The organism is Stenotrophomonas sp. YJH_SMC_110 (assembly GCF_059369255.1).
The window spans coordinates 331,823-355,087 of sequence record NZ_JCAFSM010000003.1; the positions used below are offsets into that span (position 1 = coordinate 331,823).

21 protein-coding genes are annotated in these 23,265 nt (G+C 66.6%); 3 read left to right on the top strand and 18 right to left on the bottom strand.

What is annotated here, in order from left to right:
• Positions 1-20: 20 nt before the first annotated feature.
• From AC5P6H_RS08680 to AC5P6H_RS08705, 6 genes are all read right to left on the bottom strand, one after another.
• Positions 21-1,442, bottom strand: coding sequence for an efflux transporter outer membrane subunit (locus AC5P6H_RS08680; protein WP_049404691.1), 1,422 nt, complete (start codon positions 1,440-1,442; stop codon positions 21-23).
• Positions 1,436-2,173 (bottom strand): SDR family oxidoreductase, encoded by a 738-nt coding sequence (locus AC5P6H_RS08685; RefSeq protein WP_049439198.1) that lies wholly within the window; start codon positions 2,171-2,173, stop codon positions 1,436-1,438. The genes AC5P6H_RS08680 and AC5P6H_RS08685 overlap by 7 nt, the downstream gene beginning before the upstream one ends.
• Positions 2,174-2,237: 64 nt before the next feature.
• Positions 2,238-5,408, bottom strand: a complete 3,171-nt coding sequence (locus tag AC5P6H_RS08690; RefSeq protein WP_053495139.1) for an efflux RND transporter permease subunit — start codon at positions 5,406-5,408, stop codon at positions 2,238-2,240.
• A 127-nt stretch (positions 5,409-5,535) separates the two neighbouring features.
• Complete coding sequence (locus tag AC5P6H_RS08695; protein ID WP_014646787.1) at positions 5,536-6,759, bottom strand: efflux RND transporter periplasmic adaptor subunit; 1,224 nt, start codon at positions 6,757-6,759, stop codon at positions 5,536-5,538.
• A 91-nt stretch (positions 6,760-6,850) separates the two neighbouring features.
• Positions 6,851-7,621 (bottom strand): SDR family NAD(P)-dependent oxidoreductase, encoded by a 771-nt coding sequence (locus tag AC5P6H_RS08700; protein ID WP_495202531.1) that lies wholly within the window; start codon positions 7,619-7,621, stop codon positions 6,851-6,853.
• Complete coding sequence (locus tag AC5P6H_RS08705) at positions 7,618-7,845, bottom strand: hypothetical protein (RefSeq protein ID WP_041863314.1); 228 nt, start codon at positions 7,843-7,845, stop codon at positions 7,618-7,620. The genes AC5P6H_RS08700 and AC5P6H_RS08705 overlap by 4 nt, the downstream gene beginning before the upstream one ends.
• Positions 7,846-7,992: 147 nt before the next feature.
• Between AC5P6H_RS08705 and AC5P6H_RS08710 the strand changes: the two genes are divergently transcribed.
• A complete protein-coding gene (locus tag AC5P6H_RS08710; protein ID WP_032959145.1) occupies positions 7,993-9,024 on the top strand; it encodes a LysR family transcriptional regulator in 1,032 nt (343 codons plus the stop codon).
• A gap of 323 nt (positions 9,025-9,347) precedes the next feature.
• Here the strand turns inward: AC5P6H_RS08710 and AC5P6H_RS08715 are convergent, their stop codons facing one another.
• The 6 genes from AC5P6H_RS08715 to AC5P6H_RS08740 form a co-directional block, all read right to left on the bottom strand.
• On the bottom strand, positions 9,348-10,043 hold the full coding sequence (locus tag AC5P6H_RS08715) for a YiaD family glycine zipper/OmpA-like lipoprotein (protein WP_014646784.1): 696 nt from the start codon (positions 10,041-10,043) through the stop codon (positions 9,348-9,350).
• 140 nt (positions 10,044-10,183) lie between these two features.
• Complete coding sequence (locus AC5P6H_RS08720; RefSeq protein ID WP_169410700.1) at positions 10,184-11,599, bottom strand: cryptochrome/photolyase family protein; 1,416 nt, start codon at positions 11,597-11,599, stop codon at positions 10,184-10,186.
• A gap of 89 nt (positions 11,600-11,688) precedes the next feature.
• On the bottom strand, positions 11,689-12,303 hold the full coding sequence (locus tag AC5P6H_RS08725) for an inorganic diphosphatase (RefSeq protein ID WP_014646782.1): 615 nt from the start codon (positions 12,301-12,303) through the stop codon (positions 11,689-11,691).
• A gap of 10 nt (positions 12,304-12,313) precedes the next feature.
• Positions 12,314-13,681: a purple acid phosphatase family protein gene (locus tag AC5P6H_RS08730; RefSeq protein ID WP_014646781.1), complete on the bottom strand. Its 1,368-nt coding sequence runs from the start codon at positions 13,679-13,681 to the stop codon at positions 12,314-12,316.
• Positions 13,678-14,793, bottom strand: a complete 1,116-nt coding sequence (locus tag AC5P6H_RS08735) for an NHL repeat-containing protein (RefSeq protein ID WP_032959149.1) — start codon at positions 14,791-14,793, stop codon at positions 13,678-13,680. The genes AC5P6H_RS08730 and AC5P6H_RS08735 overlap by 4 nt, the downstream gene beginning before the upstream one ends.
• Positions 14,793-17,306 carry a TonB-dependent receptor gene (locus AC5P6H_RS08740; protein ID WP_425604835.1) on the bottom strand — a complete coding sequence of 838 codons (2,514 nt, stop codon included), beginning with the start codon at positions 17,304-17,306 and terminating at the stop codon, positions 14,793-14,795. Before AC5P6H_RS08740 ends, AC5P6H_RS08735 begins: the two co-directional genes overlap by 1 nt.
• A gap of 217 nt (positions 17,307-17,523) precedes the next feature.
• On the opposite strand from AC5P6H_RS08740, the gene upp reads away from it, so the two are divergent.
• Positions 17,524-18,156 carry a uracil phosphoribosyltransferase gene (gene upp / locus AC5P6H_RS08745; protein WP_005409099.1) on the top strand — a complete coding sequence of 211 codons (633 nt, stop codon included), beginning with the start codon at positions 17,524-17,526 and terminating at the stop codon, positions 18,154-18,156.
• Positions 18,157-18,270: 114 nt separating this feature from the next.
• Here the strand turns inward: upp and AC5P6H_RS08750 are convergent, their stop codons facing one another.
• Together AC5P6H_RS08750 and AC5P6H_RS08755 are read right to left on the bottom strand one after the other, a co-directional pair.
• Positions 18,271-18,750 carry an SRPBCC family protein gene (locus AC5P6H_RS08750; RefSeq protein ID WP_495202532.1) on the bottom strand — a complete coding sequence of 160 codons (480 nt, stop codon included), beginning with the start codon at positions 18,748-18,750 and terminating at the stop codon, positions 18,271-18,273.
• Positions 18,731-19,156, bottom strand: a complete 426-nt coding sequence (locus AC5P6H_RS08755; RefSeq protein ID WP_229653747.1) for an ArsR/SmtB family transcription factor — start codon at positions 19,154-19,156, stop codon at positions 18,731-18,733. The genes AC5P6H_RS08750 and AC5P6H_RS08755 overlap by 20 nt, the downstream gene beginning before the upstream one ends.
• Positions 19,157-19,213: 57 nt before the next feature.
• Between AC5P6H_RS08755 and AC5P6H_RS08760 the strand changes: the two genes are divergently transcribed.
• Complete coding sequence (locus tag AC5P6H_RS08760; RefSeq protein WP_046430010.1) at positions 19,214-19,507, top strand: PsiF family protein; 294 nt, start codon at positions 19,214-19,216, stop codon at positions 19,505-19,507.
• Positions 19,508-19,592: 85 nt separating this feature from the next.
• Here the strand turns inward: AC5P6H_RS08760 and AC5P6H_RS08765 are convergent, their stop codons facing one another.
• The 4 genes from AC5P6H_RS08765 to AC5P6H_RS08780 all read right to left on the bottom strand — a co-directional run bounded on the left by AC5P6H_RS08765 (position 19,593) and on the right by AC5P6H_RS08780 (position 23,233).
• A complete protein-coding gene (locus AC5P6H_RS08765; RefSeq protein ID WP_019338337.1) occupies positions 19,593-20,480 on the bottom strand; it encodes an MBL fold metallo-hydrolase in 888 nt (295 codons plus the stop codon).
• A 120-nt stretch (positions 20,481-20,600) separates the two neighbouring features.
• Positions 20,601-22,331, bottom strand: a complete 1,731-nt coding sequence (gene ggt / locus AC5P6H_RS08770; RefSeq protein WP_014646774.1) for a gamma-glutamyltransferase — start codon at positions 22,329-22,331, stop codon at positions 20,601-20,603.
• Entirely contained in the window at positions 22,328-22,609 is a 282-nt protein-coding gene (locus AC5P6H_RS08775; RefSeq protein ID WP_004153175.1) for a YfhL family 4Fe-4S dicluster ferredoxin, read from the bottom strand. Before AC5P6H_RS08775 ends, ggt begins: the two co-directional genes overlap by 4 nt.
• Positions 22,610-22,741: 132 nt before the next feature.
• Positions 22,742-23,233: a hypothetical protein gene (locus tag AC5P6H_RS08780; protein WP_005409092.1), complete on the bottom strand. Its 492-nt coding sequence runs from the start codon at positions 23,231-23,233 to the stop codon at positions 22,742-22,744.
• Positions 23,234-23,265 lie beyond the last annotated feature (32 nt).

Genomic DNA, 23,265 nt, shown 5'->3' on the forward strand with positions numbered 1-23,265 from the left:
ACTGCCTCCGTCCCCTGCGGTTACTGCACCTGCGCCACGCTCGGTTGCTGCGGTGATTGCCCCCAGCCGCCCAGCGCCTTGTACACGCCCACCACGCTGACATTGACTTCGGACTCGGCCGCCGCCAGGGCGTCATCGGCCGCCAACTGCGTGCGCTGCGCATCCAGCAGGGTCAGGAAGTCTTCCGAGCCTTCGCGATAGCGGATCTGTGCCAGTGATTCGGCACGCCGTGCGGCCTGTGCCTGCTCGACCACGATCGCCAGCCGTGCCTGCTGCTTGGAATAGCGGGTCAGCGCGTTCTCGGTATCTTCCAGCGCCAGCAGCACGGCCTGCTCGTACTGCGCGGCCACGCCTTCGGCTTCAGCCTTGCTGGCACGCAGGCGTGCACGCACGGTACCGAAGTCGAATGCTGCCCAGCTCAGCGACGGGGTCAGCGACCAGGCCTTGTTGTTGCCATTGACCAGGCCACTGGCATCGCCGCCGAGGAACCCGACGAAGCCGGACAGCGACAACCGCGGGAACAGGTCCGCGGTGGCCACGCCCACGCGTGCGGTCGCAGCCGCCAGGCGACGCTCGGCCGCGCGCACGTCGGCGCGCTGGCGCAGCAGTTCGCGGGTATCGCCCAGCGGCAGCGCCTTGGCGAAGGCCGGCACGTCGTGCGGCGCGAGCATGTCGGTCAGCACTTCCGGGCGCTGGCCGAGCAGCACGGCCAGCCGGTTGCGCGACTGCGCCTCGGCCACTTCCAGCAACGGGATGTCGGCCTCGATCGCCTTCAGGCGGGCGCGGCTGCTCTGCACATCCAGCTCGCTTCCCGCGCCCAGTTCCCAGCGCGCCTCGGTCAGCTTCTGCGTATCGCGCAGGTTTTCCAGCGTGTGCTGGGCCACCGCGATGCGCTTCTGCGTTCCGCGCAGCTCGAAGTAATTGCGTGCCACTTCGGCGGCGACCAGTACCTGCGCATCGGCCAGGTTGGCCTGCTCGGCACCGAGGTCGGCGCGTGCGGCCTCAGCGGCACGGCGCTTGCGGCCGAACAGATCCAGCTCCCAGCCGGCGTCGAAGCCGAGCTGGTAGCTTTCACTGAACACCCGCTGCCCACCCAGCTGCGGATCGGGTTGCTTGCGGCGGTCGTAGCTGCCGCCAGCGGTGATGTGCGGCGCCTGGTCGAAACGGCTTTCGACGAACACTGCGCGGGCCTGGCTGACGCGGGCCACGGCCACGCGGAGGTCCAGGTTGTCCGACAGGGCGCCATGCACCAGCTGTTCCAGCACCGGATCATCGAACTGCGCCCACCAGCTGGCCACCGGCGAAACGCTGCTGAAGACCGGCTGCTGTGCGCTCTGCAGGACCACCGGTTCCTGCACCGGGGCCTTGTAGTTCGGGCCGACGCTGACACAGCCTGCCAGCACCAGGCTGGAGACGGCCATCGCCAACGTGCGGATCACCATGGCAGCACCTCGCCCAGGTAGGTGAAGCTGCCGCTGGCACCGGATTCGCCGATCAGCGCCATCTGCACGCTGGAGCGCGCGCCTTCGGCGATTTCGATTTCGCCGTTGCCGCCGTTCATGTCGGTCTTCACGTAACCCGGATGCACGGTATTGACCTTGATCGGGGTGTTGCGCAGCTCGTAGGCCAGGCTCAGGGTCCAACTGTTCACCGCGGCCTTGGACGCGTTGTAGGCGGGAATCTTGAAGTGGTAGATGCCCGATGAGGGATCCGCGTGCAGGGTCTGCGAGCCGAGCATGCTCGACACGTTGACGATGCGCCCGGACTTGGCCTGCTTGACCAGCGGCAGGAATGCCTGGGTTACTGCGACCAGCGCATACACGTTGGTGTCGAAGGTGCGCTTCCAGGTGTCGAGCGACTGCTCCGACGGCGCCTGCGCCGGGTTCTCGATCATGATGCCGGCATTGTTGACCAGGATGTCGAGGCGGCCGTGACGCTGGCGCACCTGCTCGACCGCTTCGGCGATGCTGGCCGCGTCGGTCACGTCCAGTTGCAGGGCTTCGACCGGCAGGCCTTCAGCCTGCAGCTTCAGTGCCAGCTCCACCGCCGTATCGCGCTTGCGACCGGCCAGCAGCGTATGCACACCTGCCTGGGCCAGCTGGCGCACGGTTTCCAGGCCGATGCCACGGGTGGCGCCGGTGACCAGCGCGATCTTGTTCTGATGGGTATTCATGGATGCATGCCTTGTGGGTGGAAAGCCGCCGCCGGCCAGTGACCGGCGGCGACGGGGTTCCATGTCAGTGGTGGATGGTCGGCTCGCCGTGCTGCACCAGCTGGCCACCGCCGTTGCGGGTGACGAACTTGCGCAGGGCCACGTAGAACACCGGGGTGAGGAACAGGCCGAACAGGGTCACGCCCAGCATGCCGGCGAACACGGTGATACCGGTCACCGAGCGCACCTCGGCACCCGCGCCGTGCGACAGCACCAGCGGCACGGTACCGGCGATGAAGGCGATGGAGGTCATCACGATCGGGCGCAGACGCAGGCGGCAGGCTTCCAGCGCGGCTTCAACGATGCCCTTGCCGCCCATCTCCAGCTCTCTGGCGAATTCGACGATCAGGATCGCGTTCTTGCACGCCAGGCCCATCAGCACCACCAGGCCGACCTGCACGAACACGTTGTTGTCGCCACCGGTCAGCCACACGCCGAACAGCGCGGACAGCAGGGTCATCGGCACGATCAGGATCACCGCCAGCGGCAGCGACCAGCTCTCGTACAGCGCGGCCAGCACCAGGAAGGCCAGCATGATCGCCACCGGGAACACGATGAAGGCCGCCTTGCCCTGGGTCGCCTGCTGGTAGCTCAGGTCGGTCCATTCGGTGGTCATGCCCACCGGCAGCACCTTGCCGGCGATCTCGGTCAGCTTGTTCATCGCCTCGGCCGAGGACAGCAGGCGCGGGTCGGCCTCACCGGCCAGGTCTGCTGCCGGATAGCCATTGAAGCGCAGCACCGGGTCCGGGCCGAAGGTCTGCTTGATGGTGACCATCGAACCGATCGGCACCATCTCGCCGCGGTCGTTGCGGGTACGCAGCTTGCCGATGTCCTCGACCGTCTCGCGGAACGGACCGTCGGCCTGGGCGATCACCTGCCAGGTACGGCCGAACTGGTTGAAGTCGTTGACGTAGGCCGAACCCAGGTAGGTCTGCAGGGTGTCGAACAGCTCGGTGAGCTGCACGCCCTGCGCCTTGGCCTTGACGCGGTCCACTTCGGCATCCAGCTGCGGCACGTTGGCCTGGTAGCTGCTGATCGGGAAGGCCATGCCCGGCGTCTGCGCAACGGTGCCCTGCATTGCCTGCACCGCATTCTGCAGCGCGCCGTAACCCAGGTTGCCACGGTCCTCGATGAACATCTGGTAGCCGTTGCCGTTGCCCAGGCCGAGGATCGGCGGCGGCATCATCGCGAACGCGAAGCCTTCCTGCAGGCCGGCGATCTTCTGGTTGATCTCGGCATTGATCTGTGCGGCGGTGCGGCCATGGCGCTCGGCAAACGGCTTGAGCGGGATGAACGCCACACCGGTGTTCGGCGTGTTGGTGAACTGCAGCGCGTTCAGACCCGGGAACGAGATGGTGTGGGCCACGCCATCGGTTTCCTGGGCGATCTTGGCGACCTTGCGCAGCATTTCATCGGTGCGCGCGATCGACGAACCTTCCGGCAGCTTTACACCGGCGATCAGGTACAGCTTGTCCTGGGTCGGGATGAAGCCCGGCGGCACCAGCTTGAAGATCACGCCGGTACCGACCAGCAGGATCGCGTAGACCACGAACACCGCGCCACGACGGCCGAGGATGCGGGCCACGCCACGCTCGTACTTCTCCGAGCTGGACTTGAAGAAGCGGTTGAACGGACGGAACACCCAGCCGAACAGGCGGTCGATCAGGCGGCTCGGCGCATCCTTCGGAGCACCATGGGCTTTCAGCAGACGCGCGGCCAGGGCCGGCGACAGGGTCAGCGAGTTGATCGCCGAGATCACCGTGGAGATGGCGATGGTGACTGCGAACTGCTTGTAGAACTGGCCGGTGACGCCGGACAGGAAGGCCATCGGCACAAACACGGCACACAGCACCAGCGCGATCGCCACGATCGGGCCGGACACTTCACGCATGGCCTGGTGGGCCGCAGCGGTGGGTGACAGGCCTTCCTCGATGTTGCGCTCGACGTTCTCCACCACCACGATCGCGTCGTCGACCACGATGCCGATCGCCAGCACCAGGCCGAACAGGCTCAGCGTGTTGATCGAGAAGCCCAGCAGGTACAGCGCGGCGAAGGTACCCACCACCGACACCGGCACCGCGATCAACGGGATGATCGAGGCACGCCAGGTCTGCAGGAACAGGATCACCACCAGCACCACCAGGGCGATGGCTTCCAGCAGCGTGGAGACCACGGCCTTGATCGAGTCGCGCACGAAGATGGTGGTGTCATACACCGCTTCGTACTTCACGTCGGCCGGCATGGTCTTCTGCATCTCGTCCATCGTCGAGATGACCTGGTCACGAATCTCCAGCGCATTCGCACCGGGCGACTGGAAGATACCGATACCGACCGCGTTCTTGCCATCCAGCTGCGAGCGCAGGGTGTAGTCACCGGCACCCAGTTCAAGGCGGGCCACGTCGGCCAGGCGCACGATCTCGCCATCGGTGCCGCTCTTGAGCACGATGTCGCCGAATTCCTTTTCGGTCTTCAGGCGGCCCTGGGCGTTGATCAGGGTCAGGAACTGGCTGTTCGGCAACGGTTCGGCACCGAGCTGGCCGGCCGAGACCTGCACGTTCTGCTCGCGCATGGCACGCACCACGTCGCTGGCGGTCAGGCCGCGCGAAGCCACCTTGTCCGGATCCAGCCAGGCACGCATGGCGTAGTCGCCGCCGCCGAAGATCTGCGCGTCACCCACGCCCGGAATACGCGCCAGCGCATCCTTGACGTGCAGGCGGGCGTAGTTGCGCAGGTACAGGGTGTCGTACTTGCCTTGCGGCGAGGTCAGGTGCACCACCATCAGGAAGGTTGGCGACTGCTTCTGCGTAGTCACGCCCTGCCGGCGCACGTCCTCGGGCAGGCGCGCCTGCGCCTGCGCCACGCGGTTCTGCACCTTCACCGCCGCCGCGTCCGGATCGGTACCGGGGCGGAAGGTGACGGTCATCTGCAGCACGCCGTCCGAGCCGGCGACCGACTTCAGGTACATCATGCCTTCGACGCCGTTGATCGCTTCTTCAAGCGGCGTGGCGACGGTCTCGGCAATGACCTTGGGGTTGGCGCCCGGATACACCGTGCGCACGACCACCGACGGCGGCACCACTTCGGGGTACTCGCTGATCGGCAGGATTGGAATCGTGATCAGGCCTGCGGCGAAGATCACGATCGACAGCACCGCCGCGAAGATCGGCCTGTCGATGAAGAAACGGGAAAAGTCCATGGAGGAATTCCTGGGAAAGGCGTCCGGCGGGCAACAGCCACCCTGCCCCTCGCCGGGATGACGAAGGCAGGGAAGGCTGCCGCTGGCGCCGGCAGCTAAGCGGGGACGCGGATCAGGAGCCGGCGGATCAGTGGTTCAGGGCGGCGGTGGCATCGCGGCCCGGTGCCGGCGCAGCCTGCGGCTGCATCGCCACGGCCTTGGCCTGCACCGGCATGCCCGGCATGAAGACCTTCTGCACGCCGTCGATGATCACCTTGTCGCCGGCGGCAAGGCCGTGCTCGACAATGCGCAGGCCGTCGGCGGTGCGGCCGAGCTGGATGTCGCGGCGCTGGGCCTTGCCATCCTTGTCTACCACGTAGACGTACTTGCGGTCCTGGTCGGTCAGCACGGCCTTGTCATCGATCAGCATGGCCTGGAACTGGCCGCTGCCAAGCAGCTGCACGCGGGCGAACAGGCCCGGCGTGAACTGGCGGTCGGCGTTGTCCAGCAGCGCACGGACGCGGATGGTGCCGGTGCTGCGGGCCACCTGGTTGTCGAGGAAGTCGACCTTGCCCGCATGCGGGTAGCCCTCTTCGCCGGACAGGCCGACCTTCACCGGCAGCGCGCTGTCACGCTCGCTGGGGCGCTCGCCCTTGCGTGCCATCTGTGCATAGCGCAGGAAGGTGCTTTCGTCGGCATCGAAGTAGACGAACACGGTATCCAGCGAGACCAGCGTGGTCAGCACGCTGGCACTGTCGCCGGCGGTGACCAGGTTGCCGGCGGTGACCATCGCGCGGCCGGCGCGGCCGTCGATCGGTGCACGCACCTTGGTGAACTCCAGGTTGAGGCGGGCGGCATCCAGCGCCGCCTGCGCGGCCTGCACGGCGGCTCCGGACTGGTCGGCCGCGGCACGACGCTGCTCGGCGGTCTCGGTGGAGATCGCCTGCTGCTCGGACAGCCGCTTGGCACGCTCGGACTCGCTGCGGGCCAGCGTGGCCTGGGTGCGGGCGCGGGCCAGCTCGGCGGCCGCGCGATCGTACTCGGCCTGGTAGCTGCGCGCGTCGATGGTGAAGAGCACTTCGCCCTTCTTCACTTCCTGGCCTTCGACGTAGTTGACCTTGTCGATGTAGCCGGACACGCGCGGGCGCAGTTCAACGCTCTGCACCGCTTCGACGCGGCCGCTGAACTCGTCCCACTGGCTGACCTGCTTGACCAGCACCGGCGCGGCGCTGACCTGCGGCGGCGGCGGAGCACCGGCCTCTTCGGCATGGCCGCCGCTGCAGGCCGCAAGCACGGCCGCGGCGAGGATCGACACGCCGACCATCGCGATGCGATGGCCGAAACGATGTGGGGTGGTATTGGGGGAAGTCATGGCATGCATCCGTACGGAGGGGTGGTACAGCTATATGAGAACGTGTTGCAAAAATCGGCGGCGCATACTGCGACCTCAACCATGGTCGAGGTCAAGCGATGCCCGCGGTATCGCGCCACAGTGGAGGGACATCCAGGTGCAGCAGGCCGCGCGGCAGTTCGGCATCACTGCTGTCGCAGCGGACGATGGCGCGGTTGTCGCGGCAGCCGTCCAGCAGGGAGACCACACGACGACCGACCAGCAACGAGCTTGGCCACTCGATGCACGCATTGGCCGCGTTGGCCGGGGTGCACACCGGACTGCAGACTTCCAGCATCTGCGCGCGCACACCCAGTGCCTGCGCTTCCTGGTGCACCACCTGCGCGTACATGCGCAGCGCGGCGGTGGTGATCGAGGTCTCGCCGTAGCCCGCCCAGGGCTTGGCGTTGGCGGGGCTGCCGATCATCACGTAGCGGCGTGCATGCACGTTGTCCTGCAGCAGTGGCAGCAGGTGACGCACCGCGTGCACGTGCGGCATCAGGTCGGCCTGCATCGCCCCCAACAGCTCATCGCCATTGCGGTCGGTCACCCGGCCGCGACGGTAGGGGCCACCCATTGCGGCGATGACCGCCGCCAGCGGACGCGGGCGCTGCGCGATGCGTTCGGCCAAGACACGTGCCGAGCCGTCATCGCTGAGCGAGCCCAGCAGCGTCTCCAGGCCGGGCTCGTCGGCGAACTGCTCATGCAGCGCCGCCAGCCGACCCGGATCGCGGCCAACCACCAGCACCGGGCTGCCGGCTTCCAGCAATGCGCCGACCACGCCCTGGCCGACGGCACCGGTGCCGCCGAGGACCAGGACTTCGGGCGTCAGTATCCCATTCACGGGACATTTCCTCCCAAATCCGGGATAGTCCCGATCCGGCGCAGCCGGTCACCCTTGTGCGGGGCCAGGCGGATGGCACCGCCACGCTGCTGACGCATGGGCGCGGTAAACTCACGAAAGTCCTTGTGTACCAAGGAACTCGGACGGGCTTCGACGGTCATCGCCAGGTCCAGGGTGTTCTGGCCGACATGCCGGAAGCGGGCAAGAATGTTGCGCAGGCTCATGGCGAGGGGGCTCCATTTCACGAATGGCGCCACGATAGACCTCAAACCTTTACTTGATTAGTCCTGATTAAGGGGAATAATCATCCCGCTCCCGGTCCAATCGTTCTGTCACGATTGTCCCATCCCCGACGTCCAGGATCCCCGACCATGTCCCACGATCTCAACGAGACGCTGATCTTCGTCAAGGTGGTCGAGCAAGGCAGTTTCATTGCCGCTGCCAAATCGCTCGGCCTGCCCAAGACCACGGTCAGCCGCAAAGTGCAGGAGCTGGAAACGCGCCTGGGCGCGCGGCTGCTGCACCGGACCACCCGCCGCCTCGGCCTGACCGAAGCCGGCTCGATCTACCACGAGCATTGCCAGCGCATCGCGCGCGAGCTGGAAGAAGCCGAAAGCGCGGTGAGCCAGTTGCAGTCCGGCCCGCGCGGCTGGCTGCGCTTCACCGTGCCCTATTCGATCGGCATCACCTGGATCGCCCCGCTGCTGGGCCAGTTCCATGCGCAGTATCCGGAAATCCGCCTGGACATGCACATGGGCAACGAGAAGCTGGACCTGATTGCCGGCGAAGCGGATCTGGCGCTGCGTGTGGGCGCCCTGCCCGATTCCAACCTGGTCGCGCGCAAGCTGGGCAGCCTGCGCACGCAGGTGTTCGCCAGCCCGGCCTACATCGAGCGCTATGGTGAGCCGCTGCATCCGGAAGAACTGCAGTTCCATCGCATCCTGGCGATGCGCAAGCCGTATCACACTGGCAATTCACCGCGCTTCACCTGGCAGCTGGGCGAGAACGGCGGCGAGCTGCGTGACTTCCCGGTCACCCCGCTGATGACCGCCAACGACATGTCTGCGCTGAACGGTGCACTGGTCTGTGGCGAAGGCCTGCTGCTGACCGGTGATGTGATGGCCAAGCCGTTCGTCGAGTCCGGCATGGTACGGCGTGTGCTGGCCGGCTGGACCGGCCCGGAAGTGGACTTCAACGCCGTGTTCGCCGGTGGCCGCCTGGTCTCGCCGAAGGTGCGGGCGTTCGTCGATTTCCTGGTGGAAAAGCTCAACTTCGACGCCAACTACATGCTGGCGCAGTGCCCGGGTGCGAAGCTGGCACAGCAGCAGAAGGCCCAGGAAGACGCGGCGTTGGAGAGCAGCGGCAAGCGCATCCTGGAGAAGGTCGCCGCCTCGGCGGTGTAACCGGCTTCTGTAGAGTCGAGCCATGCTCGACTGCGGTTGGAACGGCGCCGACCAAGGTCGGCGCCGTTCGGAGAAGCCGCGAACGGGAACGCTGTCGGCGTGCCGAGCAAGCTCGGCACCCACAAAATGCCGCCTGCAAGGGCGGCATTTTCGTTCCGGCTGCGTGGCTCTCGGTAGATGCCGACCTTGGTCGGCGCCGTTCGGAGAAGCCGCAACCGGAAGCGCTATCGGCGTGCCGAGCAAGCTCGGCACCTACAGAAAATGCCGCCTGCAAGGGCGGCATTTTCGTTCCGGCCAGGCCGGAACAGCAACAACGCTACGCGTTATTGCTTGAGCGGAATCACGCGGATTTCAACGCGACGGTTCTTGGCACGGCCGGCATCGGTGCTGTTGTCGGCAATCGGATACGACTTGCCGGCCCCCAGCGTTTCGATGCGCACGCTCTGCACGCCTTGGCCGATCAGGTACTGCGCCACCGAATCGGCGCGTTCCTTCGACAGGCGGTTGTTGACCGCGTCGCTGCCGATGCTGTCGGTGTGGCCCACCACTTCGATCATGGTCTGGTTGTACTCGCGCAGCGTACCGGCCACACCGTTGAGCGAGCCGTAGAACTGCGGCTTCAGGGTGGCCTTGCCGAAGTCGAAGGTGATGCCGTCCGGCAGGTTCAGCATGATGTTGTCGCCCTGGCGCTGCACATCGATGCCGGTGTTGGCGGTGCGCTCGCGCAGCGCGCGTTCCTGGCGATCCTGGTACTGGCCGACGGCGGCACCGCTGAGTGCGCCGATACCAGCTCCGATCAGCGCGTGCTGGCGCCGCTCGGTGGCGCTGTCACCGGTCAGCAGGCCGGCAGCCACACCGATGGCGGTACCGATCAGCGCGTTGCGGCCGGTACGGTTCTGCTGTTCGGTCGGGTTGCCGTACTGGTCGCTCTGCACATAGGAGCCGCCGGTGGCGCAGGCCGACAGGACGGCCGCACTCATCAGGGCCAGTGCGACGTTGCGGGTGGTGTTGCGGATCATGTGGTTCTCCTTGTTTTCCGGTCGGGTCGGCGGCTTACGGGCGCAGAGAGAATAAACAGCCCGATGCGATGTCGGGATGATGATCGGTCGCGGCAACAGGGCCGCGTTCAGCTAACTGACTGGAACGCTCAGCCCGCGCTTTACCCAGCCCCCGTCTGCCGGTAGGCGGCCAGCGCAGCATCGCGGCCGACGGCCAGATCCACCAGCGGCGTACGCGGATAGCCCGGGGCATGCGCCGCCAGCAGCAGCGGATGCTGCCACGGCGCGAAGCGCGCTTTCACCGGCAGCGCCGCCAGTTCGGGCACCCAGCGGCTGATGTAGCGGGCCTGCGGGTCGAACTTCTCGGCCTGGGTGACCGGGTTGAACACCCGGAAGTACGGGGCCGCGTCGGCGCCGGTGCCTGCCACCCACTGCCAGCCCATCGTGTTGTTGGCCAGGTCGGCATCGACCAGGGTGTCCCAGAACCAGCGCGCGCCCTGCAGCCAGTGCGCACGCAGGTGCTTGCACAGGTAGCTGGCAACAATCATCCGTACCCGGTTGTGCATGTAACCGGTGTGCCACAGCTCGCGCAGGCCCGCATCGACGATCGGCACGCCGGTGTTGCCGCGCTGCCAGTCATGCAGTTGCGCTGCAGTGGGCGTGGCCCAAGGGAAGCGGTCGAAACGCGGATTGAGGTTGTCGGTCGGCGTCTTCGGGAAGTGATGCAACAGGTGGTAGGCGAAATCGCGCCAGCCCAGTTGCCGCAGATAGCCGTCGATGTCGGCGTCAGTGCCGGCACTGCGCAATCTCTCCAGCGCATGCGCGATGCGCCACGGTGCGATCTCGCCGAAATGCAGATGCGGCGACAGCCGCGAGGTGCCGACCCGGTCCGGCAGGTCACGCTGCTCGCGGTAACCGCGCAACGCGCCGTCCTCGAACACGGACAACGCCTCCAGCGCGCCGGCCTCGCCCGGCTGCCAGTGCTCCCAGAAGCCGGAATCCCAGTCCAGCGTGGGCGCCAGCCGCAGCTCGTCCAATGCGAGGCCGTCGACCGAGTGCGCGGTCAGTGCCTTCGGCGCGGCACTCAGCGTCGGCAGGCGCCAATGACTGAGTACGTTGCGCCAGTACGGAGTGAACACCTTGTACGGCTGACCCTGCTGTGTCGCGATGTCCCAGGGCTCGAACAACAGGCTGCCATTGCAGCTCTGTGCGTCGATGCCCTGCTCGCGCAGCGTGCGTTTGATGGTGGCGTCGCGTGCCTGGGTGGCCGGCTCGTACTTGCGGTTCCAGTACACCGCCTCGGCGCCGGTCTGCCCGATCAGCAACTGCAGGGCCGGCAGGCTGTCACCACTACGCAGCACCAGCGACGAACCGCGCGTGCGCAGGTCGGCGTCCAAGGCACCCAGTGAACGGTGGCGCCACGCATCGGAGGCCGCGCCAGGCACCCACTCGCCTTCCTCGTGCGGCGCGTGGAGATAGACCGGCACCACGTCGTGACCCGCATCCAGCGCGGCCTGCAGGGCCGGATTGTCCTGCAGCCGCAGATCACGGCGGAACCATACCAACGCTACCGACACATGCACCGCCTTCGTTGTGGAAGGCGGACATGATAGCCAGGGGCGGTGAAGGTGATGCGCGCGTCCGGCCACCCACCCACGGCGGGGTTCTAGCGCTTGAACCGCTGCATGGCCTCGCGGATCACTGACCGTGCCTCGGCGGCGTTGCCCCAGCCATTTAGCTGCACCGGGTTGCGCCCGGCCGGCAGGTCCTTGTAGACGCGGAAGAACGCTTCGATCCGCTGCCGTTCGGCCTCCGGCAGGTCCGCCAGGTCCCGGATACTGGCGTAGGTCGGGTCGACCTTGTCGGTCGGCACCCCGATGATCTTCTCGTCGTGCTCGCCGCCATCGATCATCTTCAGGTAACCGATCGGCCGGAAACGCACGATCACGCCCGGATGCAGCGGTTCGCGGGTCAACACCAGTGCATCCAGCGGATCGTTGTCGCCGGCCAGGGTGCGCGGCATCGAGCCGTAGTTGGCCGGATAGGCGACCGGCATCGACTGGAAGCGGTCCACGTGCACCAGGCCGTCTTCCTTGATCTCGTACTTGGTGAAGCTGCCGGCCGGGATCTCCACCGCCAGGTTCACCTCCTGCGGGGCCTGCGCCGGCTGGGCGACCAGGAAGGGATGCAGCACGGTATCGGCGGCGGTTACCGCACTGGCCAGCAACAGCAGGGACGCGCCGATGGCAGCCAATGGAATGATGCGGCGGGGTGTGGTCATCGGCGTCTCCTCATTCCCAGCAGCGGTCGGCGCGACCCTTGGCGGTCTGCGCGCGCGGGCAGTCGCGCGGAGCAATGCGGCCTTCGGTCAGCTCCGTGCGCTGCTTTCCACCCTTGGCATCACGACGCAATTCGAAGGCATCGTAAAGACGGCCGGTCACGGTGCGTGCTTCATAGCGCAGGTGCTGCGGGTCGATGTTCAGCACCTGGAACAGCTGGGTGTCCTCGGCCACCGGGTCCATCGTCCTGCGCGCTTCGTCGGAAAGGCGGTACTGCTTCGGTCCGGCCACGGTCACCACATACTGCGGCGTCGCGGCCTGCCCTTCGCCACGGCGGCCATAGGTGTGGTCATGGCCCTGCAGCACCAGATCGACGTTGTGGCGGCGTACCACCGGCAGCAGCACGTCACGCAACGCGGCGTTCTCGCGCCCTTCGCGCGGCGAGTAGAACGGCTGGTGCAGCAGCACGATGGTCCACGCCTGCCGATTGCCGGTCAGCACCTTGTCCAGCCACTGTGCCTGCGCCTTGGCGGTGCCGAGGTCGAGTGCCGATGTGCCATCGACCACGGCCACGCGCACGCCCTGCGCATCGAACCAGTAGCTGGTCTGCTGCGCGGCGGTGGCACCATTGCCCGGCAGCGCGAACGTCACCGGCCAGTGGCGGCCCAGCACGCGGCGCTCCTGCGGGGTGTCCTCGAATTCCTCGAAGTACTCGTGGTTGCCGATGGCCGGCGCCACCAGCGTTTCCTGCGCCAGCCAACTGGTCGCAGCGAACCACTCACCCCACTCGCTGTCATCCATGTTGTCGCCTCCGCTGACCAGGTCACCGGCAAACAGACTCATGCGCGCCTGCGGCGCAGCCTTCTGCGCGGCACGCACCACGCGGCTGACATGGCTGACGTTCTTGTTCTGGGTATCGCCGAAGTACAGCAGGGTCAGCGGCTGATCGGCGCTGGCCAGCGTGCGCAGCTGGTTCCAGGCGCTCCAGCTGCCATTGCCCTGCACACGGTAGACGTACTGGGTATCCGGCTGCAGGCCATCGATATCTGCCCGATGGTGGTGCGACAGACCGTTCTCGGTCTGCAGCGCGCGGGTCGTCGCACGCACCTGGCGGATGCCTTCAATGGCCGGCGAATCTGCGGCCAGCGCGATTTCCAGCAGCGGCGCCTGCACGCTGTCGTCGGTACGCCAGGCCACGGCGAACCCATGACTGGAATCAACCGCCGGCGAGGCGACGATGCGGTCCGGCACCGTCGTCGCCGCGTAGTGGCGGCTACCTGCCGGCACCTGGGTATTCGGTTCGGCCGCCGCGAACGACAGCGACGGCAGCGCCAGCAGCAGGCCCAGCGCCAGCGCGCGCATTACGCACTGCCCGCTCATGCGCCACACTCCAGCGGCAACGCCAGCTGCTTGGCGATGCTCTCCCAGTCGAAGGCCACCACGCCCTGGTCGTCATGTACTGCATACAGCGCACCGTGTGGGAAGCGCGCGCTGGGCTGCTGCATCATCCAGATGCCATCGGTGTTGGCCACGGTATTGCCCTGGAACGCGCCGACCGGCTTCAGCGTGTGCCGGTCGAACAGGTGGAACACGCTGCGCTGCTTGCCCTGTTCGGTGGTGATCCACCAGCCGTCCTTGCCGCAGGTGCGCAGGGTCACGCCTTCGGCCTGGGCCTTGAACACGTCGCGGCCAAAGGTGGTGCCAGTGAAGCGGCCCGCCAGGGTGTAGACCTTGAACTCGCTGGCGTAGCGCTCGTCCTCTTCGGCAATCAGCAGCCGGTCGTTCTCGGGGTCGCCCCAGATCGACTCGACCACGCGCAGTGCACCGGCCTCGGTGGTATCGCCGATGCTGGCCACCAGCTTCGCCTCGACCTTCGCGCCGTCGCGGGTCACATGGTACTGGCGCACGCGCTTGTCCAGCTCGGCCAGCGGCGGCAGGATGTCACGCCCCTGCGCATCCTCGCCGTTGTCCCAGGAATCGGTGACGTAGACGCTGTAGCCATCGGCACGGCGGTCGACCCACAGACCGTACGGCTTGCGCAGGTCGTCCGCAGCGAAGGTCGCCAGCGGCGCGAAGTCCGGCAGGCTCAGCACCTGCACGCGGTGATTGTCGCGCTCGACGATCCACAGCAGGTCGTCGGTCACCGCGATGCCGTTTGGGCGGTCGAACTGCCCCGGTGCGGTGCCGCTGCTGCCGACGTCACGCAGGTGCTGGCCGGTGCTGCCGTCGTAGACCACCAGCTTGTCGGTGGCCTTGGCGGTGGCGATCAGCCACAGCGCGCCGTCCGGCGCGCGCCAGGCCGCCGGCGAGTCGATGTTGTCGGCCGGGGTCATCGGTGACAGGAACGCTTCGGCGATGGTGCTCACCACGCGCTCGCCATTGGCGGCCGGCGCGGCCGCTCCCGCAACCGGATCGTTGCCGGTGGCCGGCGTGCAGCCGGCGACCAGCGTAGCCGCCAGCGCGGCGGCCAGGACAGTGACGCCACGCCCCATCACAGCGCCACCTTCAGGCCCAGCGCATAGGTGCGGCCGTACTCTTCCATCTGCAGGGTGCGCGAGCGGGTGCCCTGGTACAGCTCCAGCGGCTTGTCCAGCAGGTTCTGCGCTTCGAAGTACATGCTCACGCGCGGGGTGAACTTGTAGTCCAGCGAGAAATCGAGCTGGGTGTTGGGTGCCACGTAGATGTCGAATGCACGCCCCTTGCCGATGCTGTCCAGATACTCGCTGCGGTACACGGCCGCCAGACGCGTGCTTACACCGTACTTTTCATAGCCGATGTGTGCGCTGTAGACATGCTTGGAAGCGCGCGGCAGGGTGAAGTCCTCGCCCTCACGTCCCTTGATGCCGGCATCGAACGTGGTGTCCAGCCAGGTGCCACTGGCACCGATCAGCAGGCCATCCAGGCCCTCCGGCAGGAAGGCCAGCTGCTGCTGCCAGTTGAATTCCGCGCCACGCACGGTGGCCTTGCGACCATTGATCGGCTGGGTCACGTCGAATCCGCCGTAGGCCGGATCATTGGTCCGCACGGTCTCCACGATGTAGCCATCGATCGACTTGTGGAACAGGCCCAGCGAAACGATGCCGCTGCTGCCGATGTACTTCTCCACCGACAGGTCGATGTTCTTCGATTCGTACGGATCCAGTTCCGGGTTGCCCAGGCGCACTTCCTCGTCACCGCGGCTGTAACCCACGCGCGGCGAGACGTCGCCGAAGGACGGGCGCGATACGGTCTTGTTGGCCGAGGCGCGCAGCACCCAGTCATCGGCCGCGTCATAGCGCAGATGCAGGCCCGGCAGCACGTTGGTGTAGCTGCTGTTGGCCACGCGCGGGGTGACGGTGAAGCTGCGGCCGTTGGCGGCCACGTCCACCTGGTTGCCGACTGCCTTGAAGCGGGTGTTCTCCACGCGCACGCCGCCGATGATGCGCAGCGCGCCCACATCCCAGGTACCCATGGCATAGCTGGCGAAGATGTCCTCGCTGGCCACGTAATCCTCTTCCAGCGACGTCATCGCATTGCCGCCGACATCCTGCGGGCGGGCGCTGTACTGGCCACCATTGGCGGCCCAGAACGCGCGCATCGCAGCCGAGTCCATGCCATCCCCCATGTTGCCGTGGCGATGCTCCGGCGAAGAGGTGGTCCAGCTCGACAGCACCACCTTCGGGCCGACGCGCAGTTCGCGCTCATCGACATTCACGTCGCGGTCGCGCCAGCGGCCGAGCAGGCCGAACTTGATGCTGCTGCTGTCGCCGTCGAAGCGCACGTTGACCTGCGCGCTGTGTTCCTTGTCGTTCACCTGCTTGGGCGAAAGCACGACGCGGTCGAACGCGTAGTTGCCGTTGTCCAGCCACTGCGGATTGTCGAAGCTGTAGCTGGGCAGGCGGCTGCTCTGGTCCAGGGTGCCATTGAAGGCCTTGCCGTTGAGCTTGAAGCGCGCCTCCATCTCGTCGTTCACGCGCTCTTCGGTACGGGTGTAGCCGATCCGGTAATCGACCACGGCGTTGGTCAGCTTGTTCTCGCCACCAAGACTGGCCGCAAAGGTGTTCTCCTTCTTGGTGCGGTAGCGCATGCGCTTGTCGATCGAGTCCTTCGGCATGCCATCGAGCCGGTACTGGTCGGTGCCGGTCTTGACCATCTTCGCGTCGTCGAAGTTGAAGATCACGCGCTGGCGGGTCTCCGCATCGTCGAACTGGCTGTACAGCGTGCGCAGGTAGTACGTGCTGTCTTCGTTGGGGCGCCAGTCGAGGTTGAGGTTGGCACCGATGCGCTTGCGCTCGATCTCGTACTTGCGGTGCTGCAGGTTGATCGCGGTCACGTCACCGGGGGCGGCATCGTCCTCGCCGTCGTACTCCACTTCGGTGTTGTCCGACTCGAACCGGCGCTTCTGGTAATTCACGCCCAGCGCCACGCCGAACGTGTCGTTGAACACTTCGCTGTAGTTGAAGGCGGCCTTGGGGCTGGTCTCGCCGGACAGCTGCTGGTGGCTGCCCTCGATCTTGCCGCGCAGGCTGCGGCCGTCGCGGTCGAAGGCCGACGCCGATTCCACCAGCACGGCGCCGCCGATGGCATCACCGGGCATGTCCGGGGTCGGCGACTTGACCACCCGCAGGCGCTCGGTGGAGTCCGATGGGATCACGTCCAGCGGCGCGGCGCGGCTGGAATCTTCCGGCGTACCGATGGCGATGCCATCCACGCTGACGCTGTTGAGATTGGCATCCAGGCCGCGAATGACCACGAAGCGGCCTTCGCCCTGGTCGCGGGTCACGCTGACGCCCGGCAGGCGCTGCAGTGATTCGGCCACGTTCTTGTCCGGATACTGGCCCAGGGCATCGGAGGACACCGCGTCCTCGATGGCGTCGCTGCTGCGCTTGAGGTCGACCGCGCGGATCTGCGATTCGAGCTGGGCGCGCACTTCGATACGGTCCAGGTCTACCGCGTCGGCCGCCACGGCGCCGGTAGCGGCTACCGCCTGTTGCCCGGCAGCCTGCAGCGGTGCCGCGGCCCCCATCGCCAGGGTCAGGGTGATGGCAACGGCCAACGGAGTCTTGATATGCACTGGGAATCCCCATTCCTGTTAAGAATGGGTCTGCACGGTATGTCCGCAAGGTTGCATGGCTGTGACATGCGCCTGCACATTTCATGTAGATCAGATCCAGGCCCGGTTTGGGGTTCGACACGCCAATCCGGCAAAATGGCCTCCTCTCTCCTTTTCCCCCTTCCCGACCATGAAGATCGTCGAAGTGCGCCACCCGCTGGTGCAGCACAAGATCGGCCTGATGCGCAACGCTGCGCTCAGCACCAAGGATTTCCGCGAACTGGCCAACGAGCTGGGTACGCTGCTGGCCTACGAGGCCACCGCCGACCTGGACACCGAGCCGCACACCCTGCCCGGCTGGGCCGGCCCGGTGACGGTGCAGCGTATTGCCGGCGCCAAGATCACCGTGGTGCCGATCCTGCGTGCCGGCCTGGGCATGCTCAGCGGCGTGCTGTCGCTGATCCCGGCGGCCCGTGTCAGCGTGGTCGGCCTGCAGCGCGACGAGGAAACCCTGCAGCCGGTGCCCTACTTCGAGCGCCTGACCGGCCGCCTGGAAGAGCGCGACGCGCTGATCCTGGACCCGATGCTGGCCACCGGCGGCACCCTGATCGCCACCATCGACATGCTCAAGCGTGCCGGTGCCCGCCGCATCAAGGGCATCTTCCTGGTGGCCGCGCCGGAAGGCATCGAAGCGGTCAAGGCCGTGCACCCGGACGTGGAGATCTACACCGCAGCCATCGATGCCCAGCTCAACGACAAGGGCTACATCCTGCCGGGCCTGGGCGACGCCGGCGACCGCATCTTCGGTACCCGCGTCGGTTGATCCGGTGAACCGGGGTCAGAGCCCTTTCACAGCGAAAGGGATCCGACCCCAACATCGCGGGGGTCGGACCCCTTTCGCAGAAAGGGCCCTGACCCCACCACCCCGCATTCCTGCCTACAGCCCGGCGGCGAAGGCTTCCAGCTGGTCGATGGCGGTGGTCCAGCCGTTGAAGAAGCCCAGCTGCTCATGCTGGTCACGCAGGGCCTTGTCCGGGTGCATCACCCGCGCGGTGTAGCGGCAGCCCTGCCCCTCGTCCTCCATCGTGATCACGGCGGTAAAGCCCAGCCAGGGTGACTGCGGTCGCCAGCCCGCACCCAGCATCGAGGTGAACACCAGGCGCTGCTGCGGCACGATCTCCAGGAAACTGTCCGGATTGTCACTGCTGCCGCCATCGGGGCCCTGCATGAAGGTGTGGAAGGCCCCGCCGGGGCGCAGGTCGAATGCGCGTACCTCGGTGGTCCACGGCTTCGGGCACCACCACTGGCGCAGCAGTTCCGGGTCGGTCCACGCCCGCCACAAGGCGGCGCGCGGTGCGTTCAGCACACGGCTGATCACCAGATCGGTGTCGGGGTTGTTACCTGCGTCTACGGCCATGGGCCTGCTCCTGTCGGTGAAGGGTTTCGACGAAATCGACCATGCGGTCGGAACGCGCTTCCCAAGCCGCACGCTGTTCTGCGAGCCATTGTTCGGCCTGGCCCAGCCGCGCCGGCACCAGTTCGCAGGTGCGTGTGCGCCCCTGCTTGTGGCTGCGCACCACACCGCTGCGCTCCAGCACGGCCAGGTGTTTCATCAGCGAGGGCAAGGCCATCTCGAAGGGTTCGGCCAGCATCGACACCGTGCGCGGTCCCTGCCCAAGCGCCGCTACGATCGCGCAACGGGTCGGGTCGGCCAGTGCCTGGAAGACGTCTTCAATGGCAGGATAATACTTACCCATATAGCTAAGTAATACGCCGGTCTGAACGTTGCCGCAAGCAGGCGCGGCACTGGCGTGATTCTTCACGTGGCCTTGCCGGCCTGAAGCGAATGCTCCGCGCACCCGCCACCCTTGGAGCTCCCGATGAAAGCCTCTTTCCTGCTGGCCGCCGTCCTGCTGGTCGGCCTGCCCCTGGCTGCCAACGCCACAACCCCGCAGCAGCAGCGCATGGCCGAATGCTCGGCCAAGAACAAGGGCTTGAAGGGTGATGCCTACAAGACCGCGCAGAGCTCCTGCCTCAGCGGCCACGCTGCCGAGACCAAGGCGGTCAATCCGCAGCAGGAACGGATGCGCAAGTGCAACGCTGACGCGGGCGCGAAGAAGCTGGCCGGTGATGCGCGCAAGACCTTCATGAGCAGCTGCCTGAAGTCGTCATAATCGTCGCGTCCGGATCGAACGCCATCCACGCATGGCGTGGATCTACCACCGTCAGTGAAAGGCCGGGCATTGCCCGGCCTTTTCATTACCCTAGGGCGCGCGCCTTCAGCTCGCCCTGTTCGTGCAGGGTCACGAAACGTCCCTTGTCATCACGGCCCAGCTGCGCCAGCGCCACCTGCGGGTCGTGGGTGAAGAACAGCCGCACGTTGCGCGCCAGCTTGTCTTCAAGGAACTGCCGCTTCTCGTCGATCAGCAGCTCGGCGTTGCGGTCGTAGCCCATGGTGATCGGCACGTGTACCCATGAGCGCCCCGGGATCAGGTCGGCACAGAACACCACGCCACCATGCGCACTTTCGCCGGCATGCGCGTGACCGACGATCTCGGCCAGCATCAGTCCCGGCGTATGCCCGTCGCTGTAGCTGAAGCGCACGCTGCGGCCAAGTGCCTTCGAGTACTCCCCGTCCACCACTTCCAGCCGGCCACTGGCCTGCAGCAGGCCCGGCAGTTCCGGAATGAAGCTGGCACGGTCGCGCGGATGCGGCTGCACGGCGCGCTGCCAATGCTGCGCACCGACCACATAAGTCGCATTGGGGAACAGCAGTTCCGGCTCTCGCCCTTCGCTCCATGCCGCCAGCAGGCCACCGGCATGATCGAAGTGCAGGTGGCTGAGCACCACCACGTCGATATCCTCGTGCTCGAAGCCGGCTTCGCGCAACGAATCGATCAGTACGTGCTGGCTTTCCTGCACGCCGTAGCGCTCGCGCATGCGCGGATCGAAGAACGCCCCGATACCCGTTTCAAACAGCACGGTCTTGCCTTCCAGCGGACTGGCAAGCAGTGCGCGGCAGGCCAGCTCGATGCGATTGAGCTCGTCCGGCGCCGCCCATTTTTCCCACAACGCACGCGGTGCGTTGCCGAACATCGCGCCGCCATCGAGGCGCTGCGAGTTTCCACGAATAGACCAGAGTTTCATGCGTCGATTATCGGCGCCGGCCCGTTAAATAATCGCTAGAAAGGAAACAGAAAACCCCGCCGGCAAAGGCGGGGTTTCGGTAATCTGCCGGATTGCCGGCCAGCAGCCGGCGCTACCGGATCAGCGTGCCGGCACGACCTGGGCGCTGCCCACCGGGTTGCGGGGGTCGCTGCCGCCGAACAGCTTGTTCGCCTTGCGGTCCCATTCCACGGTCTGCAGGTTGCCCCACACGTGACTGGAACCGCGGCCGCCTGCGGCGACGTCACCCGGCAGGTCGATCTTGTGGCCCATCGCCTGCAACTGCTTCACCGTCGCCGCGTCGAACGCATCGTCCTCGGCTTCGATCAGGTCCGGCAGCCACTGGTGGTGGTAGCGCGGCAGCGCGGCAACCTGCTGTGCATCCAGGCCGTCGTCGTAGCCGAGGATGCCCAGCAGCACCATGGTGATGATGCGGCTGCCACCCGGGGTGCCCAGCACCACGACCTTGTCGGCGTTCTCCATGAAGGTCGGCGTCATCGAGCTGAGCATGCGCTTGCCGGCCTTCGGCGCATTGGCCTCATAGCCCATCACGCCGAACGCATTGGGCGTGCCCGGCTTCAGCGCGAAGTCGTCCATCTCGTTGTTCAGCAGCACGCCGGTGCCCTTGGGAATCAGCCCCGAGCCATACAGCAGGTTGACGGTCTGGGTGGCGCCGACGCGGTTGCCGTCGCGGTCGATGATCGAGAAGTGCGTGGTCTCGTCATCTTCCAGCGGCGTCGGGTTGCCCGACAGCAGGTCGCTGGGCGTGGCCTTCTCCGGATGGATGGTCGCCCGCAGGCCCTGTGCGTAGTCCTTGCTGGTCAGCACTTTCTGCGGGATCTGCACGAAGTCCGGATCGCCGAGGAAGAAGGTGCGGTCGCGGTAGGCGCGGCGCATCGACTCCACCACCAGGTGGGTGCGGTGGGCCGGGTCCATCTTCCTGATGTCCCAGCCTTCCAGGATCTGCAGCATGCTGGCCAGCGCGATGCCACCGGACGACGGCGGCGGCGCGGTGGTGATCTTCCAGCCGTTGTAGTTGAACACGATCGGCTCGCGCTGCTTGACGCGGTAACCGGCCAGTTCTTCAGCGGTCCACTTGCCGCCAGCCTGCTTCACGCCCGCCAGCAACAGCTTTCCGGTCTGGCCCTTGTAGAAGCCATCAAAGCCACCCGCGGCCAGGCGCTCCAGCGTCTGCGCCAGTTCCGGCTGCTTGAACAGGTCACCGCTGGCGATCGGCTTGCCATTGCGCAGGTAGACCTCGCGCGTGCCGGGATAGCGCTCCATCACTTCACGCCGCGACGCGTAGCCCTTGGCCATGCGGTCGTACACCGGGAAACCTTCGCGCGCGATGCGGATCGCCGGCTGCAGCGAGGCCGACAACGGCAGCTTGCCATGCTTGGCCGACAGCTCGACCAGCGCTGCGGGCAGGCCGGGAATACCCGCCGACCAGGCACCGTTGACCGAACGATCACGGTCCAGGTTGCCCTGCTTGTCGAGGAAGGCCTGCGGGGTCGCCGCAGCCGGGGCGGTCTCGCGCGCATCCAGCATCACATCCTTGCCGGTGGCCGCGTCGTGCAGCAGGAAGAAGCCGCCGCCGCCCAACCCGGAACTGATCGGCTCGACCACCGCCAGCGTGGACGACACCGCCACTGCAGCGTCGAAGGCGTTGCCGCCCTGCGCCAGGATGTCGATGCCGGCCTGGGTGGCCAGTGCGTGGCCGCTGGCAATGGCCGCGCCATCAGGGCGATCGGCACGGGCCGGGCTGTCAGCCCAGGCCATGGGGCTCAGCAGCAGGCCGAGCAGCAACAGGGGGCGGACGATCAGCGTCTTCATTCGGATGGGGGCTCCGCGTAGAGTTCGGGGTGATCGTGCTGCAGCTGGCGCAGCTTGGCCAGCAGCTGGTCTTCCGTTTCCACGATCTCCGGGTCCGGGTCGATGCACTCGACCGGGCAGACGACCACGCACTGTGGCTCGTCGAAATGACCCACGCATTCGGTGCAGCGCGCAGGGTCGATCACGTAGATGGTTTCACCCATCGCAATGGCCTGGTTGGGGCAGGCCGGCTCGCATACGTCGCAGTTGACGCAGAGCTCGTTGATTTTCAGCGACACGGCGATACTCCTCGCCCGCGCCCTGGGACAAAGGACCGGCCAGCGCGGGCGCGCGGGCCGGTCAGGTCATCAGCGGCGCCCTTGCAGGATGCCGCCCGGGCCATGCCGGAGCATGGCCGCCATGGCTCGGTATTACTTGGCTTCGACGAAAATGTACTCGGCACCGGTCGGCTGGATCGCAGCCTGCACGCGGGCGTTGTCGGCCGACTGGCCGATGAAGACGACGCGCACGCCCTTCATCGAATCCGGCGACACGTCCTTGAACACGGCCTGGATCATGTCCGCCATCTTGCCCGAGGCCGACGAACCGAAGGCCAGCATGTTGCCCGGCTGCACGCCACGCGCCACGGCCTGGGTCGCGCTTTCGGTCTGGCGCTCGTACTTGGCCTGGAAGTCCGGGTCCGATTCCGGCGAGAGGTAGTACAGGAACGGGCTGTTGGTGATGTTGCCCATGTTCTGGATCGCCACTTCCTGCAGGTACTTCTTCCAGCCTGCATCGTCGTCCTTGGCCGGGGCGACCAGGGCCTGCTTGGCCTCGTCGACCGGAGCGGCCTCTTCCTTCTTGCAGGCGGTGAAGGCCAGGGCCAACGAAGCGATCAGCATCGCGCGCATGGTGGTGTTCATGGGTTTCCTCCCGGAATGGTGCGTGGTGGTGT